At 73.8% G+C, this 14658-nt stretch carries 16 protein-coding genes; 8 read left to right on the top strand and 8 right to left on the bottom strand.

From position 1 onward, the window contains the following. The 3 genes from ACVMYR_RS29405 to ACVMYR_RS29395 are packed head-to-tail and all read right to left on the bottom strand — an operon-like array spanning position 1 to position 3592. Positions 1 to 1338, bottom strand: coding sequence for an FAD-dependent oxidoreductase (locus ACVMYR_RS29405; RefSeq protein ID WP_457123363.1), 1338 nt, complete (start codon positions 1336 to 1338; stop codon positions 1 to 3). Beyond that, positions 1335 to 2615: a kynureninase gene (kynU, locus tag ACVMYR_RS29400; protein ID WP_457123362.1), complete on the bottom strand. Its 1281-nt coding sequence runs from the start codon at positions 2613 to 2615 to the stop codon at positions 1335 to 1337. The genes ACVMYR_RS29405 and kynU overlap by 4 nt, the downstream gene beginning before the upstream one ends. 14 nt (positions 2616 to 2629) lie before the next feature. Then, the gene (locus ACVMYR_RS29395; RefSeq protein ID WP_431896357.1) at positions 2630 to 3592 is read right to left on the bottom strand and encodes a tryptophan 2,3-dioxygenase; all 963 of its coding nucleotides are present in this window, start codon (positions 3590 to 3592) and stop codon (positions 2630 to 2632) included. A 145-nt stretch (positions 3593 to 3737) separates the two neighbouring features. Between ACVMYR_RS29395 and ACVMYR_RS29390 the strand changes: the two genes are divergently transcribed. The 3 genes from ACVMYR_RS29390 to ACVMYR_RS29380 all read left to right on the top strand — a co-directional run bounded on the left by ACVMYR_RS29390 (position 3738) and on the right by ACVMYR_RS29380 (position 5888). Beyond that, positions 3738 to 4172 (top strand): Lrp/AsnC family transcriptional regulator, encoded by a 435-nt coding sequence (locus ACVMYR_RS29390; RefSeq protein ID WP_043966285.1) that lies wholly within the window; start codon positions 3738 to 3740, stop codon positions 4170 to 4172. A gap of 315 nt (positions 4173 to 4487) precedes the next feature. Further along, positions 4488 to 4988: a hypothetical protein gene (locus tag ACVMYR_RS29385; RefSeq protein ID WP_043966649.1), complete on the top strand. Its 501-nt coding sequence runs from the start codon at positions 4488 to 4490 to the stop codon at positions 4986 to 4988. Between the two features lie 12 nt (positions 4989 to 5000). Then, the gene (locus ACVMYR_RS29380; protein WP_077938668.1) at positions 5001 to 5888 is read left to right on the top strand and encodes a class F sortase; all 888 of its coding nucleotides are present in this window, start codon (positions 5001 to 5003) and stop codon (positions 5886 to 5888) included. Positions 5889 to 5918: 30 nt separating this feature from the next. Here ACVMYR_RS29380 and ACVMYR_RS29375 read toward each other — a convergent pair whose 3' ends face one another. After that, positions 5919 to 6461 (bottom strand): HNH endonuclease, encoded by a 543-nt coding sequence (locus ACVMYR_RS29375; protein WP_043966647.1) that lies wholly within the window; start codon positions 6459 to 6461, stop codon positions 5919 to 5921. A gap of 264 nt (positions 6462 to 6725) precedes the next feature. On the opposite strand from ACVMYR_RS29375, the gene ACVMYR_RS29370 reads away from it, so the two are divergent. From ACVMYR_RS29370 to ACVMYR_RS29360, 3 genes are all read left to right on the top strand, one after another. Next, positions 6726 to 7805 (top strand): mechanosensitive ion channel family protein, encoded by a 1080-nt coding sequence (locus ACVMYR_RS29370; RefSeq protein ID WP_457123361.1) that lies wholly within the window; start codon positions 6726 to 6728, stop codon positions 7803 to 7805. Positions 7806 to 8104: 299 nt separating this feature from the next. Next, positions 8105 to 9496, top strand: coding sequence for an MFS transporter (locus ACVMYR_RS29365; RefSeq protein WP_077938667.1), 1392 nt, complete (start codon positions 8105 to 8107; stop codon positions 9494 to 9496). Positions 9497 to 9620: 124 nt separating this feature from the next. After that, complete coding sequence (locus ACVMYR_RS29360) at positions 9621 to 10040, top strand: globin (RefSeq protein WP_353900860.1); 420 nt, start codon at positions 9621 to 9623, stop codon at positions 10038 to 10040. 49 nt (positions 10041 to 10089) lie between these two features. Here the strand turns inward: ACVMYR_RS29360 and ACVMYR_RS29355 are convergent, their stop codons facing one another. The 4 genes from ACVMYR_RS29355 to ettA all read right to left on the bottom strand — a co-directional run bounded on the left by ACVMYR_RS29355 (position 10090) and on the right by ettA (position 13725). Next, a complete protein-coding gene (locus ACVMYR_RS29355; RefSeq protein ID WP_043966274.1) occupies positions 10090 to 10674 on the bottom strand; it encodes a type III secretion system chaperone family protein in 585 nt (194 codons plus the stop codon). Between the two features lie 131 nt (positions 10675 to 10805). Then, on the bottom strand, positions 10806 to 11519 hold the full coding sequence (locus ACVMYR_RS29350; protein ID WP_077938675.1) for a hypothetical protein: 714 nt from the start codon (positions 11517 to 11519) through the stop codon (positions 10806 to 10808). Positions 11520 to 11590: 71 nt separating this feature from the next. Then, positions 11591 to 12046, bottom strand: a complete 456-nt coding sequence (locus tag ACVMYR_RS29345; RefSeq protein WP_077938665.1) for an acyl-CoA thioesterase — start codon at positions 12044 to 12046, stop codon at positions 11591 to 11593. A 2-nt stretch (positions 12047 to 12048) separates the two neighbouring features. Beyond that, positions 12049 to 13725: an energy-dependent translational throttle protein EttA gene (ettA, locus tag ACVMYR_RS29340; RefSeq protein ID WP_077938664.1), complete on the bottom strand. Its 1677-nt coding sequence runs from the start codon at positions 13723 to 13725 to the stop codon at positions 12049 to 12051. A 214-nt stretch (positions 13726 to 13939) separates the two neighbouring features. Between ettA and ACVMYR_RS29335 the strand changes: the two genes are divergently transcribed. Both ACVMYR_RS29335 and ACVMYR_RS29330 read left to right on the top strand, forming a co-directional pair. Continuing rightward, positions 13940 to 14218 carry a hypothetical protein gene (locus ACVMYR_RS29335; protein WP_043966268.1) on the top strand — a complete coding sequence of 93 codons (279 nt, stop codon included), beginning with the start codon at positions 13940 to 13942 and terminating at the stop codon, positions 14216 to 14218. Beyond that, positions 14215 to 14601 carry a hypothetical protein gene (locus ACVMYR_RS29330; protein ID WP_457123360.1) on the top strand — a complete coding sequence of 129 codons (387 nt, stop codon included), beginning with the start codon at positions 14215 to 14217 and terminating at the stop codon, positions 14599 to 14601. The genes ACVMYR_RS29335 and ACVMYR_RS29330 overlap by 4 nt, the downstream gene beginning before the upstream one ends. Positions 14602 to 14658: the final 57 nt, after the last annotated feature.

Here is a 14658-nt window from a genome sequence, read left to right as displayed (position 1 = left end):
TCACCGCCGCCGTCCCCGGGTCCACGCCGCGCCGACCGCGCCGGCCAGCAGCGCCGCCGTGCCGGCGGCCACCGCCCCGAGCGCCGCCTGCTGGCGGCGCACCCGCCGCCGCACCCGCGCGTACGGGGTGGTGGAGAAGGACACCAGCTCGTACTGGGAGACGTACCGCCCGGGCAGGGCCCGCTCCAGCGCGTGGTCGAGGCGGCGGCGGGCCTGGAAGACCGGGGAGGCCACCTTGTCGCGCATCTCCACGAAGTTGGCCAGCGCCATCCGGGCGATCGCCTCGGCGTCGCCCTGCCGCCGCGCCTGGAACAGCGGCAGCGCCGCCGCCCAGTCGTCGGCGCACTCGTCGAGGCAGCGGTCCAGCGCCACCACGTCCTCGAACGCGCAGTTCGCGCCCTGGCCGTAGAACGGGACGATGGCGTGCGCGGCGTCGCCGAGCAGCCCGACCCGCCCGCCCGCCTGCCACGGGGTGCAGCGGACGGTGCCGAGCACCCCGACCGGGTTGTGCTGGTAGTCGTCGACCAGGTTGGGGGCCAGCGGCAGCAGGTCCGGGTAGTGGGTGGCGAAGTGCCGTTCGATCGCCGCCGGGCTGGTCAGCGAGGCGAAGCTCGCCGTGCCGTGGGTGGGCCAGAACAGCGTGCAGGTGAACGAGCGGTCGGGGTTGGGCAGGGCGATCATCATCGACGTGCCGCGCGGCCAGATGTGCAGGGCCGCCGGGTCGAGGGCGAACTCCCCGCCGACCGGCGGGACGGTCAGCTCCTTGTAGCCGTAGTCGAGGAAGTCGAGGCTCTCCTGGAGCACCCCGTACGCGAGGAGTTGCCCGCGCACGGCGGAGCCGGCCCCGTCGGCGCCGAGGACGACCGGCGCGGCGGCCGTGATCTTGCCCTGCGGGGTCTCGAAGGTCATCTCGCCGGTGGCCGGGTCGAGGCCGACGAGCCGGTGGTCGAACGCGACCCGCACCCCGGGCAGCGCGGTGGCGGCGGTGAGCAGGGCGTTGTTGAGCGCGCCCCGGCTGATCGAGTTGATCGCCCGGTCCCCGGTGGCGCTGTAGGACTGGAACGCCGGCTCACCGACCACGGGGTGGATCATGCGCCCGCGCATCGGCAGCGCGTCGGCCAGCACCTGCTCGGCCAGCCCGATGCGGCGCAGCGCGTCGAGCCCGCGCTCGGACAGCGCCAGGTTGATCGAGCGGCCCCGCTCGACGCGGCCGGTGCGCGGGTCCGGCCGCCGCTCGTAGAGGGCCACCCGGTAGCCGCGCCGGGCCAGGAAGCAGGCCAGCAGGCAGCCGGCCAGCCCGGCCCCGACGACGGCGATCTCCTCGCGTTCGGGGTTCATGGGGTCACCTCCGCGACCGTCGCGGCCAGCGCGTCGGCGACCCGCCAGCAGTCGTGGTACGTCGAGTAGAGCGGCACCGGGGCGAACCGGACGACGTCCGGCTCCCGGGCGTCGGCGATCACCCCGTGCTCGTGGCGCAGCCGCTTGGTCAGCTCCCCGGCGCTGCCCGCGCCGATGCGCACGGAGAGCTGGCAGCCCCGGCGGGCCGGGTCGCGGGGGGTGACCACGGTCAGCGGCCGGTCGGCGGTGACCTCGTCGAGCAGCCGCTCCAGGTAGCCGGTGAGCCGCAGGCTGCGTTCCCGCAGCGCCGGCATGCCGATCGAGTCGAACAGCTCCAGCGAGGTGCGCACCGGGCCCATGGCGAGGATCGGCGGGTTGGACACCTGCCACGCCTCCACGGTGGCCGGCGGCCGGGACGTCGGGGTCATCTCGAACCGGGTGGCCGCGTCGGTGCTCCACCAGCCCTCGAAGCGGGGCAGGTCGGCCCGGCCGAGGTGCCGTTCGTGGACGAAGACGCCGGCCAGCGCTCCCGGGCCGGAGTTGAGGTACTTGTAGGAGCACCAGGCGGCGAAGTCGACGCCCCAGTCGTGCAGCGCGAGCGGGACGTTGCCGGCGGCGTGCGCGAGGTCCCAGCCGACGACCGCACCGGCGGCCCGGCCGGCGGCGGTGATCGCCGGGATGTCCAGCAGCTCGCCGGTGAGGTAGTTGACCCCGCCGAGCAGCACCAGCGCGATCGTGTCGCCCTCGGCGGCGAGCAGGTCGGCCACGTCGGCGGTGCGCAGGGCGTCCTCGCCGGGGCGGGGGCGCAGCCGCAGCACGGTGGCGTCGGGGTCGAGGCCGTGGAAGCGGGCCTGGCTGCGCACCGCGTAGCTGTCCGACGGGAAGGCGGCGTCCTCGATGACGATGCGGGTGCGCCGCCCGGCCGGCCGGTAGAAGCTGACCATCAGCAGGTGCAGGTCGACGGTGAGGGAGTTCATCACCACGGCCTCGGTGGGCCGCGCGCCGACCAGTCGCGCGACGGGCCCGGTCAACAGCTCGTGGTACGGCAGCCAGGGCCGCTGCCCTTCCAGGTGCCCCTCGACGCCGAGGCGGCTCCACGCGTCCAGGTCGGCCAGCAGCTCGGCGCGGGTGGCCCGGGGTTGCAGGCCGAGCGAGTTGCCGGCCAGGTACGCGGCCTCCGGGTAGCGCCCGCCGTCGGCCGGCGGCACGTGGAACAGGTGCCGGTGCCCGGGGTCGGCCTTGTCGAGGCGGTGCGCCTCGCTCTCCGCGACGGTCATCGTGTCCTCCCCGCTCACATCGCCGTCCGGGCCGACCACAGCTCGGGGAAGACCACCCGGGCCATGCTGCGCTGCAACCAGGCCAGGCCGGCGGAGCCGCCGCTGCCGACCTTCGCGCCCATGGTGCGCTGGACGGCCTTGACGTGGTTCCACCGCCAGTCGCCGAACTGCTCGGCCACCTCGGCCAGCGCCTCGCCGAGCAGCCGCAGCTCGTCGCCCGGCCCGTCCGCGCCGGCTTCCTCGCCGGTTGTTTCCCCGTCGCCGGCTTCCCCGTCGCCGGCTTCCTCGCCGTCGTAGATCGCCACCCAGGCGGCCTCCACCGCCGGGTGCGGCCGGTGCTCCTCGGCGACGTCGCGCCCCAGCACCTCGGCCGGCACGGCGAAGCCGCGGCGGGCCAGCAGGGCCACCACGTCGTCCCACAGGCTCGGGGCGGCCAGCGTGGCGCGCAGCTCGGCGTGCACCTCGGCCTGCCGGCGGAACGGCCGGATCAGGGCCGCGTCGCGCAGGCCGAGCGTGAACTCCAGGTGCCGGTACATCGCCGACTGGAAGCCGGAGCCCTCGCCGAGCAGGTTGCGGAACCGGTTGAAGTCGGCCGGGGTCATCCAGCGCAGCCCCTTCCAGGCCGCGTTGAGCCCCTCCAGGTGCAGCGCCGCGCGGCGCAGCGGGGCCAGGGCGGCGCGCACCCGGTCGGCGCGCAGGCAGCGCTGGGCCTCGCGCAGCTCGTGGCGGGTCAGCCCGAAGTACAGCTCCATGATCTGGCTGACCATCAGGAAGGACATCTCGCCCGGGTCGTCGCTCAGCGGCTGCTGCAACCGGTGCAGGGTGCTGGCGTGCACGTACGCGTCGTAGGGCACCCGGTCGGCGAAGTCCAGGGTCGGTTCGCCGCCGTTGCGGGCCGCCCGGGCCGCCCGCTGCCGCGGGGTCGCCGGACGGACCACCGTGGCCGGTGCGGGCACCCGCAGGTCCGTCTGCTCCACCTGTCGTCTCCTCCATGAGCCGGGTAGCGTCATGGTGCCCCGGTCGACGGGCCGAACGGAATGCCGATTCGACGGCGCTGCCGCCCTTCGACCTGCGAAGCCAAAGCCGAAACCCCCATCCACCTTTCGGAGAGGAAGGTCAGGCGTGGACGACATGGACTGGGCGCTGCTGCGGGAACTCCAGGCCGACGCCCGGCTCTCGTACAGCGAGCTGTCCCGGCGGGTGCACCTGTCGCCGCCGGCCGTGGCCGAACGGGTCCGCCGGCTGGAGGAGTCGGGGGTGATCACCGGCTACCACGCCCACGTCGACCTGGCCCGCGCCGGCCGCACGGTGGTCGCCCTGATCCGGATGTCCTGCTACGGGTCGCGGTGCATCCTCAACGACCCGGACGTGCCGGGTTGGCCGGAGATCATGGAGATCCACCGGATCACCGGCGACGCGTGCAGCGTGCTGCGGGTGGCGGCCGGCTCGATCGGGGACTTCGAGCGGGTGATCGACCGGCTCGCCCCGTACGGCCAGCCGTCGAGCACGATGGTCCTCTCCACCCCCCTTGCCTGGCACCCCGTCACCCGCCTGTAAGGAAGGGCACCTTGTTAACGCTTTCTGTATAGGAAGGGCCCCCTCCTAACACCCTGCCGAGCCGGCGCGCGGACCAGTGCCGGCGGGTTTGCCCCCACGTCAGGGGGAATGCAGCGCGGACTTGTCCCGGGGAGGATTCCGGTGCCTCGGCACCGGGAGGGGGGAACAATGCGGGGGCTCACCGCGTCACACCGTGCCCGTCCGGCCATGCGCGCCGCACCGGCCGCCACGACCCGTCCGGCAACGCCATCCGTGCCGGCCCCGGCCCGTCCGGCCGGGCGCGGCGCGCGGGTCGCGGGGGTCGCACACGCCGGGCTGACCGTACGGGCCGTGCTGACCGTGCTCGGCGTGCTCGGGGCGTTCGTCCTGTTCGCCGGCGCGCCGGCCCGGGCCGGGGAGAACACCTTCATCGAGGTCACCCCGAACAGCGCCCAGGCCGGCACCCGGGTCGACATCCGGGCGAGCTGCGACAACGACAACAACCGCCAGGCCGACGTGCAGTCCGACGCGTTCGGGCGGGTCGTGCTCCGGCCGAACAACGGCTTCCTGACCGGGGCGGTCACCATCCCCGGCAACAAGCAGGCCGGCGACTACTCCGTCGAGCTGCGCTGCGCCAACGGCGGCACCGCGACGACCACCCTCACCGTGCTGAACATGACGCAGCCGAGCAAGGGCCCGAACACCGGTGCCGGCGGCACGGCCGGCGAGGGCCGGGGCACGGGCTCGCTGCTGCTGGTCGGCGGCCTGGTGGCGGCGGCCGTGGCGGCCGGGTTCGGTGCGTTCGGCTCCCGCCGGCAGACCGGGACGCGGTCCTGACCGGGAGCCGTCATGGCCCGACGTACCCGCGCCGACGCCACGGCCCGACGCGAGCGCGACCGGCGGGACCGCGCCCGGCGGACGCGGCGCAGGCCGGTCCGGGCGGCGGCCCGGCTCGTGGCCCGGGGCTACGGCCGGTTCGCCCGGGTGGCCCGGCAGGCGTTCTCCGCCAGCGTCACCACCGTGGGGCCGCCCGGCCGCGCCGTGACACCCGGCCGCGCCGGGCCCGTCGGCGCGGCGGACCCCTCCGGTACGGCCGCCCGCCGGTGGCAACGGGCCGTCCGCCGGGGCCCCGGGTTCCCGGTGTTGTTCGTCGCCGCCCTGATGGTGCTGATCGTGGCGATGCTCGGCGTCGAACAGGTGACGGGGCACAGCCTCCTGCCGGACCGCTTCATCGCCGGGCTGCGGCCCCCGCCGAAGAAGTTCCCGGTGCTGCCGGCCAGCCGGCCGGTGGGCATCGCGAGTGCGCCGATCGGCCTCGACGCCCCGGTGCACGACGTGGGCATCGCCGCGGACGGCAGCATCGGGGTGCCCGACGCCGACCGCGCCCAGGAGGCCGGCTGGTACGACCAGGGCCCGACCCCCGGCCAGTACGGCCCGGCCGTGATCGTCGGCCACGTCGACACCCGCACCGGGCCGGCGGTCTTCCACGAGCTGAAGGAGCTGCGCTCCGGCGACCGGGTCGAGGTGCGCCGGGCCGACCGCTCCGTGGCCATCTTCGAGGTCGACGAGGTGCGGCGCTACGCCAAGGCCCGGCTGCCGGTGGACGAGGTCTACGGCGACTTCAGCCGGCCGGGGCTGCGCCTGATCACCTGCGGCGGCGCGTGGGTCGGCGGCGAGACAGGATACGCCGACAACGTGGTGGTGTACGCGTCCCTGGTGAAGGCGCGCACCACCTGACGCACACTGCGCCGGCGGAGGACACGCGGCTCAGGCCGCCGCCTCGGTCTCGGCCTCGCGCAGGTCGAGCCAGTCCGCCCAGCGCGGATCGGGGGCCCGGTGCCCGAGCACCCGCCAGGCCGTCCCCTTCGGCACGGCGGGCGGGGCGTGCAGCCGCCAGCCCAGCTCGGCGGGGGTCTTGTCGCCCTTGGTGTGGTTGCACCGGGCGCAGGCGGCCACCACGTTCTCCCAGGCGTGCCGGCCGCCCCGGCTGCGCGGGAAGACGTGGTCGATGGTCTCGGCGGGGCCCCGGCAGTAGGCGCACCGCCAGCCGTCCCGGGCGAAGATCGCCCGCCGGGAGAGCCCGACGTGGGCGCGGTAGGGCACCCGCACGAACCGGGTGAGCCGGACCACGGAGGGCACCGGGAGCGCGTTGCGGGCGCTGTGCAGGATCCCCTCGCCGTCGGCGACGCAGACGGCCTTGGCGGAGAGCACGAGGATGGCGGCGCGACGCACCGACACGACACACAGCGGCTCGTAGGTGGCGTTGAGAACCAGCGCGCCGGAGCCCACCGTGGGTCGTATGTCAGGCATCGAGCTCACCCTCCCGGTCCAGCTGCTCCCACCGCTGGCACGCCGGGCGTGCCCCGCGCAGGGCGGAACGACGCCGGCGTCGGCGGGATCACCGACGTCCGTTGCGCCAATCGTCCCTGATAAGGCCCCGGATTGCACGTACTAATCCGGGGTCCCTCGCCGAAGCATTCCTAGGTTGTGTCAGGATGACCGGTTCCGCACGGTCCGCCCCGGCGTATGCGCCCCGCTGCCGGCCGGTCGCGGGCGGTGGGGTACGAAAGCAGGGTGAGCACCCCCAGCCTGTTCCTCGCCGCCCTTCCCGCCGCCGCGGCCGCCGTCGTGGCCCCCGGAGCGTCCCCGGATCCGTCGCCGAGCGCGGACTGCCAGGGCAGCAGCTCCTGCGAGTGGTTGTACGAGACGAGCGGCTCGGCCTGGTTCGCGGAGGGCAGCTACTGGATCCTGCTCAAGCCCCTGCGGGTGCTGCTGATCCTCGCGCTGGCCCTCCTCGCCCGGTGGGCGCTGCACCGGATGATCAAGCGGCTGGTCCGGACCACCGCCGACGGGGTGCCCACGCTGCTGCGCCCGCTGCGCGAGCGGGTGCCGACCGCCGCCCACGAGCCCGGCGAGTTCATCCCCGAGCGGCGGCGGCAGCGGGCCGAGGCCATCGGCTCGGTGCTGCGCAGCATGGTCACGGCGTTCGTCTTCGGCATCGCGCTGCTGATGATCCTGCGGGAGTTCAGCTTCGACCTGGCGCCGCTGCTGGCCAGCGCGGGCATCGCCGGCGTGGCGCTCGGCTTCGGCGCGCAGAGCCTGGTCAAGGACCTGATCGCCGGGCTGTTCATGCTGGTCGAGGACCAGTACGGCGTGGGCGACACGGTGGACCTGGGCGAGGCGACGGGCGTGGTGGAGTCGGTCGGCCTGCGGGTCACCACGGTCCGCGACGGCCGGGGCGTGCTCTGGTACATCCGCAACGGCGAGATCGTCCGGGTGGGCAACAAGAGCCAGGGGTGGGCGCTGGTCGTGGTGGACCTGCCGATCGGCTTCGCCGGCACCGAGGAGGCGACGGCGGTGCTGCGCACGGCCGCCGCGTCGGTGGCCCTGGACCCGGACCTGGCCCCGGAGATCGTGGAGCAGCCCGACGTGCTGGGCGTCGAGCAGATGACGGTGGACGGCGCGGTGATCCGTACGGTCGTGAAGACCACCGCGGACGGGCAGTTCGCGGTGGGCCGGGAACTGCGCCGGCGGCTCGCCGAGGCGCTGGAGAACTCGGGCATCACCGCGAAGATCGCCGCCGCCCGCCTCTATCCGGGCGTCCCCCTGCGGGCCGCGGACGACACGGCGACCGGCCAGGGCGGGGCCACCTGACCCGGCTCCGCCGCCACCGCCGCAGCGGCCCCGCCCCGCTCCAGACACCGAGAACCGTCGATGACCTGCGGTTTTGTTGACCGAGAATACAGGGGTCGCGGACCGCGCGGCCCCTCGGGTATCGTCCGTTCGTTCAGTCGGAGATGCGACGATCAATCCGTTCGCCCTAGCTAGTTGTCAGACGATCGGGCAGAATCCGGTACGCACGCCACCTGCCGGAGCGTGATCACGTCTCGCTGATCCGTAGATCTGACGACGGTTCCCGGTCAGGCCATCACGAGTGGCCCACCGTGGGAACGATGGAGGCCACGGTGTCCGACGAGCGACCCTCCCAGGAAGGGCCGGCCACCTTCCGCGAGGTGTTCGCCCAACGGGAGTACAGGGCGGTCTTCACCGCCAGCGCGCTCTCCTGGATCGGCGACTTCATCGCCAAGGCCGCGGTCACGGTGCTGGTCTACCGCGAGACGCAGTCCGTGGGCTATTCCGCCGCCGCGTTCGCGGTCAGCTTCCTGCCCTGGCTGATCGGCGGCCCGCTGCTGGCCACGCTGGCCGAGCGCTACCGCTACCGCTCGGTGATGGTGGCGTGCGACCTGATCCGCATGGCCCTGATGGTGCTGGTCGCCCTCCCGGGCAACGAGCCGTGGCTGATCCTCTGCCTGCTCTTCGCGACCACCCTGGCCAACCCGCCCAGCCAGGCCGCCCGGTCCGCGCTGATGCCGCTCATCCTGACCGGCGACCGGCTGGTGGTCGGGCTCTCGCTCAACAGCAGCACCGGCCAGGCCGCCCAGGTGCTCGGCTACCTCGTCGGCGCGGCCCTCGCCGCGTTCGACCCGACCCTCGCCCTGCTGGTCAACGCGGCCACGTTCGCCCTCTCGGCGGCCCTGGTCCGCTTCGGCGTCCAGGACCGGCCGCCGGCGATGACCAGTGCCCACCGCAGCCACCTGCTGCGGGAGACGGGCGACGGCTTCCGGATCGTCTTCGGCACCCCGGTGCTGCGGGCGATCGCCCTGCTGGTCTTCAGCGCCATGCTCTTCTCCATCGTGCCGGAGGGGCTGGCCGCCGCCTGGGCCCGCGAGGGCGTCGACGACGGCATGGACAGCGGCGTCGCCCAGGCCGTGATCATGGCCGCCAACCCGGTCGGCTTCATCCTGGGCGGGCTGCTGGTCAGCCGGGCGGTCGCCCCGGCCCGCCGGCTCGTGCTGATCCGGCCGCTGGCGGTGCTCGCCCCGCTCGTCCTGGTGCCGTCGCTGCTCGACCCGCCGCCGCTGGTGGTGGCGCTGCTCGCCGGCCTGTGCGGCTTCGCGGTCGCCGGGCTGCTCCCGGTCGCCAACGGTCTCTTCGTCCGCGCGCTGCCCAACGGCTACCGGGCCCGGGCGTTCGGCGTGATGGCCACCGGGGTCCAGGTGATCCAGGGCCTCGCGGTGCTGGTCACCGGCCTGCTCGCCGAGCGCTTCCCGATCCCGGTGGTGGTCGGGGGGTGGAGCGCGGCCGGCGTGGTGCTGATGCTGCTCACCGCCGCGGCGTGGCCGACGCGGGCGGCGATCGACACGGCGGTCGAGGCCGCCGGCAACGCGGGCGCGCCAACCCCGGCCGGGGGCGGCGAGCCTCGACCCCGGCCGGCCGCCGCGGGCGGCGGACACGAGGGTGGCACGCCGGGCGAGCGCGGCCGGGCCAGCCAGGCGGTGAGCTGACCCACCCGGGGGCCGCCCGACTCCCCTCGCCGGCCGGACCGCCCCCGCCCCGCTGTGACGAGGTCGGCAGCGCACGGGCCGGTTGGCCCCCGCCGGCTCCGGCCGCACCTGGCAGGATGGAGCGGTGAATCCCACCGGTGAGTCCGAGCGTGCCGTGACCCTCTTCGAAGCGGTCGGCGGCGAACCCACCTTCCGCAAGCTGGTGGACGAGTTCTATGCCGGCGTCGCCACCGATCCGCTGCTGCGGCCGATGTATCCGGAGGAGGATCTGGGCCCGGCCGCGGACCGGCTGACGCTGTTCCTCATGCAGTACTGGGGCGGCCCCAACACCTACTCCGCCCAGCGGGGGCACCCCCGGCTGCGGATGCGGCACGCCCCGTTCCGCATCGGTGCCGCCGAGCGCGACGCCTGGCTGCACCACATGCGACGGGCCGTGGACCGGCTGGATCTGCCGCCGGAGATCGCCACCGCGCTCTGGGACTACCTGGAACGGGCCGCCTACTTCATGGTCAACGTCATGGAGGACCCGGCCGGACCGGCCTGACGCGGTCCCGCCCGGGCCGCCGGCGGCGGCCCGGGCGGGACCGTACGGGTCAGAGCAGGGCGCCCTCGTCGTGCAGCCAGTCCACGAAGGTGGTGGCCACCGCGGCCCCGCAGTCGAGCATCTCCACCAGCAGCGCGTCGTGCGCCCCGGCGCCGAGCGGCACCTGGAGCTCCGCGTAGATCGGCAACTGCCCCCGCTCGGTGGGGTCGCCGATGTAGGCCTTGCAGAACCGTCGGGTGTGGTTCCATTCGTTGACCACCCGGTAGGCCCGGTCGGCCCAGTCGGGTGGGACCGTGGCGTGCGGGCGGGCCCGCATCACCAGGATTTCGTCCTCGGGACCCTCCAGGGTGACCAGCACCGCGTGCCGCTCCCACATGGCCAGCAGGTTGCCGTCGCCGTCGGCCAGGTAGCGCACGTCCAGCAGGTCGAGCGCGTCGCAGACCCGGCGAAGGGTGACCGGCGCGATGGTGGCCGACATGTCGGCGATCATCGGCCGATCGACGGACGGGCAGTCGTCGCCCGGTTGACGTGGGGCCGGTGGTCCGACCCGGACGGTGCTGTCCACTGTGATCCCGCTTCGAGTTTCCGGTTCGCCGCCAACGGCGGGACCGGGGCGCCATGACCACCACGGCATCGCTCGCGCACCTCACTCCCCAGCGGATCCAGCCGCCTACGGTGCGTTGGATCCGAGGATGGACGGTACCCGGACAGCCGGGTTGTGGCATCCCCCCAACGACAGCCCCAGGCCAGAAGAATGACCGCCGGTCATACTTTCGGATGAGTCCCGAGCGGCGTAACGGCAAGATCCGCGACCTTCTGCGACCACACGGCTCCGTATGGTCCCACCAGCCCGACCCATCGGCCGGCCATCCTCACCTGGACGTCACCGCCTCCGGCCCCCGCACCGGGGCCCGCGGCGGCCCCGGCGGCGTTGCCGGGGCGGCCCAGGAAGCCCATCCGCACCAGCCCCTGGACCAGCCGCTGGGCGACCTCGACCGGGGGGCCGGGCGGGTCCTCCGGGGTGACCACCACCGCGACGTGGTCGAGCAGGGCGTCGCGCAGCGCCCGCTGCCCCACCGCCCGGCCGGCCACCCCGTGCGCGGCGGCGTCCCGCAGCGTGCCGGCCGCCGCCTCCGCGATCCGCCACAGCTCCCCGGCGGGCAGCAGCTCCACCGACCGGCTCGCCGGCGGCGGCAGCGGCCAACGCCACTGCGCGTCCCGCCGCGCGGGCAGGTCGCCCGTGCCGGACGACAGCGCGGCCAGCAGCTCCCGGGCGGCCACCGTGACGTCACCGCACCCCGGCCCGCCAACGGTCCGGACGGCCAGCACGCCCCACGGCAGCCGGGCCCAGAGTGCCGTCCGGCCGCCCGCCGCGCCCGGCCCGCCCACCGGCGGGGCCGACCGCAGCCGGACCGGCGCGGCCGGGTCGAGCCGGACCAGCCGGGCCAGGAACGCGCCCGCGTCGGCCGCCCCGGTCAGCCCGTGCCCGCCGGCCGGGCCGGGATCCGTGCCGGCCGGGCCGGGGCCCTGCGGGCGCGCCGGGGCGCCGCTCACGCCGGCCTCCCGGACGTGCCGCCGGGGGCGTACGACAGCAGGAAGGCCCGCTCCTCGTCGGTGATCCGCCGGGGCCGCTGGGCGGCCAGGTCGAACGGGACCAGCACCGAGCGGGCGGTGCTGGCGAGGGTGTCGCCGTCGTACAGCTCGTAGGCGACGGTGAACCGGGACGCCCGGATCTCCTCCACCCACAGCTCGATCCGGACGGTGGGGGCGGCCTCCGCCGTGGCCCGACCGAGCGCGTAGTCGACCGGGCGCAGGTAGTCGACCTCGTGCCGGCGGATGACGACCCCGTCGGCGAACGAGCCGACGCCCCACGCCTTGCCGCCGGCGAACATCAACGCCACCCGCGCCTCCTCGTAGAGGGTGAGGAAGCGCGAGTTGTTGATGTGGCCGTACGCGTCCAGGTCGGACCAGCGCAGCGTGCAGTGGTAGACGAAGCGGTCAGCCATGCTCAGTCGCGGGTGAGCTTGCGGTAGGTCACCCGGTGCGGGCGGGCCGCCTCGGCGCCGAGCCGGTCGACCTTGTTCTTCTCGTACGCCTCGAAGTTGCCCTCGAACCAGAACCACTTCGCCGGGTTCTCGTCGTCGCCCTCCCAGGCCAGGATGTGCGTGGCGACCCGGTCGAGGAACATCCGGTCGTGAGAGATGACCACGGCGCAGCCGGGGAACTCCAGCAGCGCGTTCTCCAGGCTGGAGAGGGTCTCGACGTCGAGGTCGTTGGTCGGCTCGTCGAGCAGGATGACGTTGCCGCCGATCTTGAGCGTCAGCGCCAGGTTGAGCCGGTTGCGCTCGCCGCCGGAGAGCACCTTGGTCGGCTTCTGCTGGTCGGGGCCCTTGAACCCGAACGCCGCGATGTACGCCCGCGACGGCATCTCGACCTTGCCCACCATGAGGTGGTCGAGCCCGTCGGAGACGACCTCCCAGACCGTCTTGTCGCCGGCCAGGCCCTGCCGGTTCTGGTCGACGTACGACAGCGAGACCGTGGGGCCGACCCTGACCTCGCCGCCGGTGGGCTGCTCCAGCCCGACGATGGTCTTGAACAGGGTGGTCTTGCCGACGCCGTTGGGGCCGATGATGCCGACGATGCCGTTGCGCGGCAGCGAGAACGACAGGTTGTCGATGAGGATCCGGTCGCCGAAGCCCTTGGTCAGGTTGTGCGCCTCGATGACGGTGCTGCCCAGGCGCGGGCCCGGCGGGATCTGGATCTCCTCGAAGTCCAGCTTCCGGGTCTTCTCCGCCTCGGCGGCCATCTCGTCGTAGCGGTCGAGGCGGGCCTTGGACTTGGTCTGCCGCGCCTTGGCGTTGGAGCGGACCCACTCCAGTTCCTCGGAGAGGCGCTTCTTCATCTTGGCGTCGCGGCGGCCCTCGACGGAGAGCCGGGCGGCCTTCTTCTCCAGGTAGGTGGAGTAGTTGCCCTCGTAGCCGATGGCCCGGCCCCGGTCCAGCTCCAGGATCCAGCCGGCCACGTTGTCGAGGAAGTAGCGGTCGTGGGTGATGGCCAGGACGGTGCCGGCGTACTTCGCGAGGTGCTGCTCCAGCCACTGCACGCTCTCGGCGTCCAGGTGGTTGGTGGGCTCGTCGAGCAGCAGCAGGTCGGGCGCCTCCAGCAGCAGCTTGCACAGCGCCACGCGGCGGCGCTCGCCGCCGGAGAGCTGGGTCACGTCGGCGTCCGGCGGCGGGCAGCGCAGCGCGTCCATGGCCAGTTCGAGCTTGGAGTCGATGTCCCAGGCGTCGGCGGTGTCCAGCTCCTCCTGGAGCTTGCCCATCTCCTCCATCAACTCGTCGGAGTAGTCCGTCGCCATCTGCTCGGCGATCTTGTTGAACCGCTCCAGCTTCGACTTGATCTCGGCAACCGCCTCCTCGACGTTGCCGAGGACGGTCTTGGCGTCGTTGAGCGGCGGCTCCTGGGCGAGCAGGCCGACGGTGTAGCCGGGCATGAGCCGGGCCTCGCCGTTGCTCGGCCGGTCGAGCCCTGCCATGATCTTGAGGAGGCTGGACTTACCGGCACCGTTCGGGCCGACCACACCGATCTTGGCCCCCGGCAGGAAGTTCAGCGTCACGTTGTCCAGCACGACCTTGTCGCCGTGCGCCTTGCGCGCCTTTTCCAGGACGTAGATGAACTGGGCCACGGTGCGGGCTACCTCCGTTGATTGCTGGTCTCGACGCGTCGGGATGCGGGCGCGGGCTCCGGGGCCCCTCGCCGCCGCCGGCCGGGGGCCGGCCACGACGCACGCCATCGTCAATCCTGACAGGTACGCCGAGCTGCGCCCACATCACCCCGCCCGGCGACCACCCCCGCGCACCTCCTTGCCCCGCCCGGTATAACCGGATAGCTTTCGTGGTATGACCAAGAAGATCGCCATCAGCGTTCCCGACGACGTGGCGGAGCGGCTGGCCGAGGAGCCGAACGTCTCGGCGTTCATCACCGAGAGCGTCCGGCAGCGGATGGCCGGGGAACGCACCCGTCGGGCACTGCGGCAGGTCGGCTTCCGGTTGACCGAGGCGGGTCTCACCGAAGCCGGGCAGCGGCTCGACGAGGCGCAGGCGAAGATCACGCCCGAGCTGCGGGCCAAGGCGGCGGCACTGCTGGGCGAGGCTTCGCGCGGACGGCTGGCCTCGTGAGCGAGGCCGGCCTGGTGCTCGACACCTCCTGCCTGCTCGCCTATTCCGAAGGGACCGAGGCGGTCGGCGAGCAGATCGCCAAGGTCGCGGACAAGCTCCAGATCGTGGTCGTCCCCGCCCTCTGCCTGGCCGCCGCGTACCGGCAGGTGACCAGCGACGGTTGGCCGCTCCTGGACATCCTCGGCGACCTCGAACAGGTGGTCGTCACTCCCGTCGAGCACGACATGTGCGCGGTCCTCGGTGGCTGGTCGCGGACCCTGGGGAGCATGGACCTGGCGCAGGCGGCGATCGAGGCCGCCCGGGCGACCACGCCGATCATGACGGACCGGCGCGAGGTGCTGGGCGAGGTGCTGCCGAAGGAGTGGCCGATCATCGATCTGTGAGCCGGGCGGCCGACGTGATCACCTTCACGGTTCGGCCAGCGTGGGACGGGTAGGTAA

This window comes from Micromonospora sp. PTRAS2 (assembly GCF_054052245.1).
This window is presented reverse-complemented; position numbering and strand designations above follow the sequence as displayed.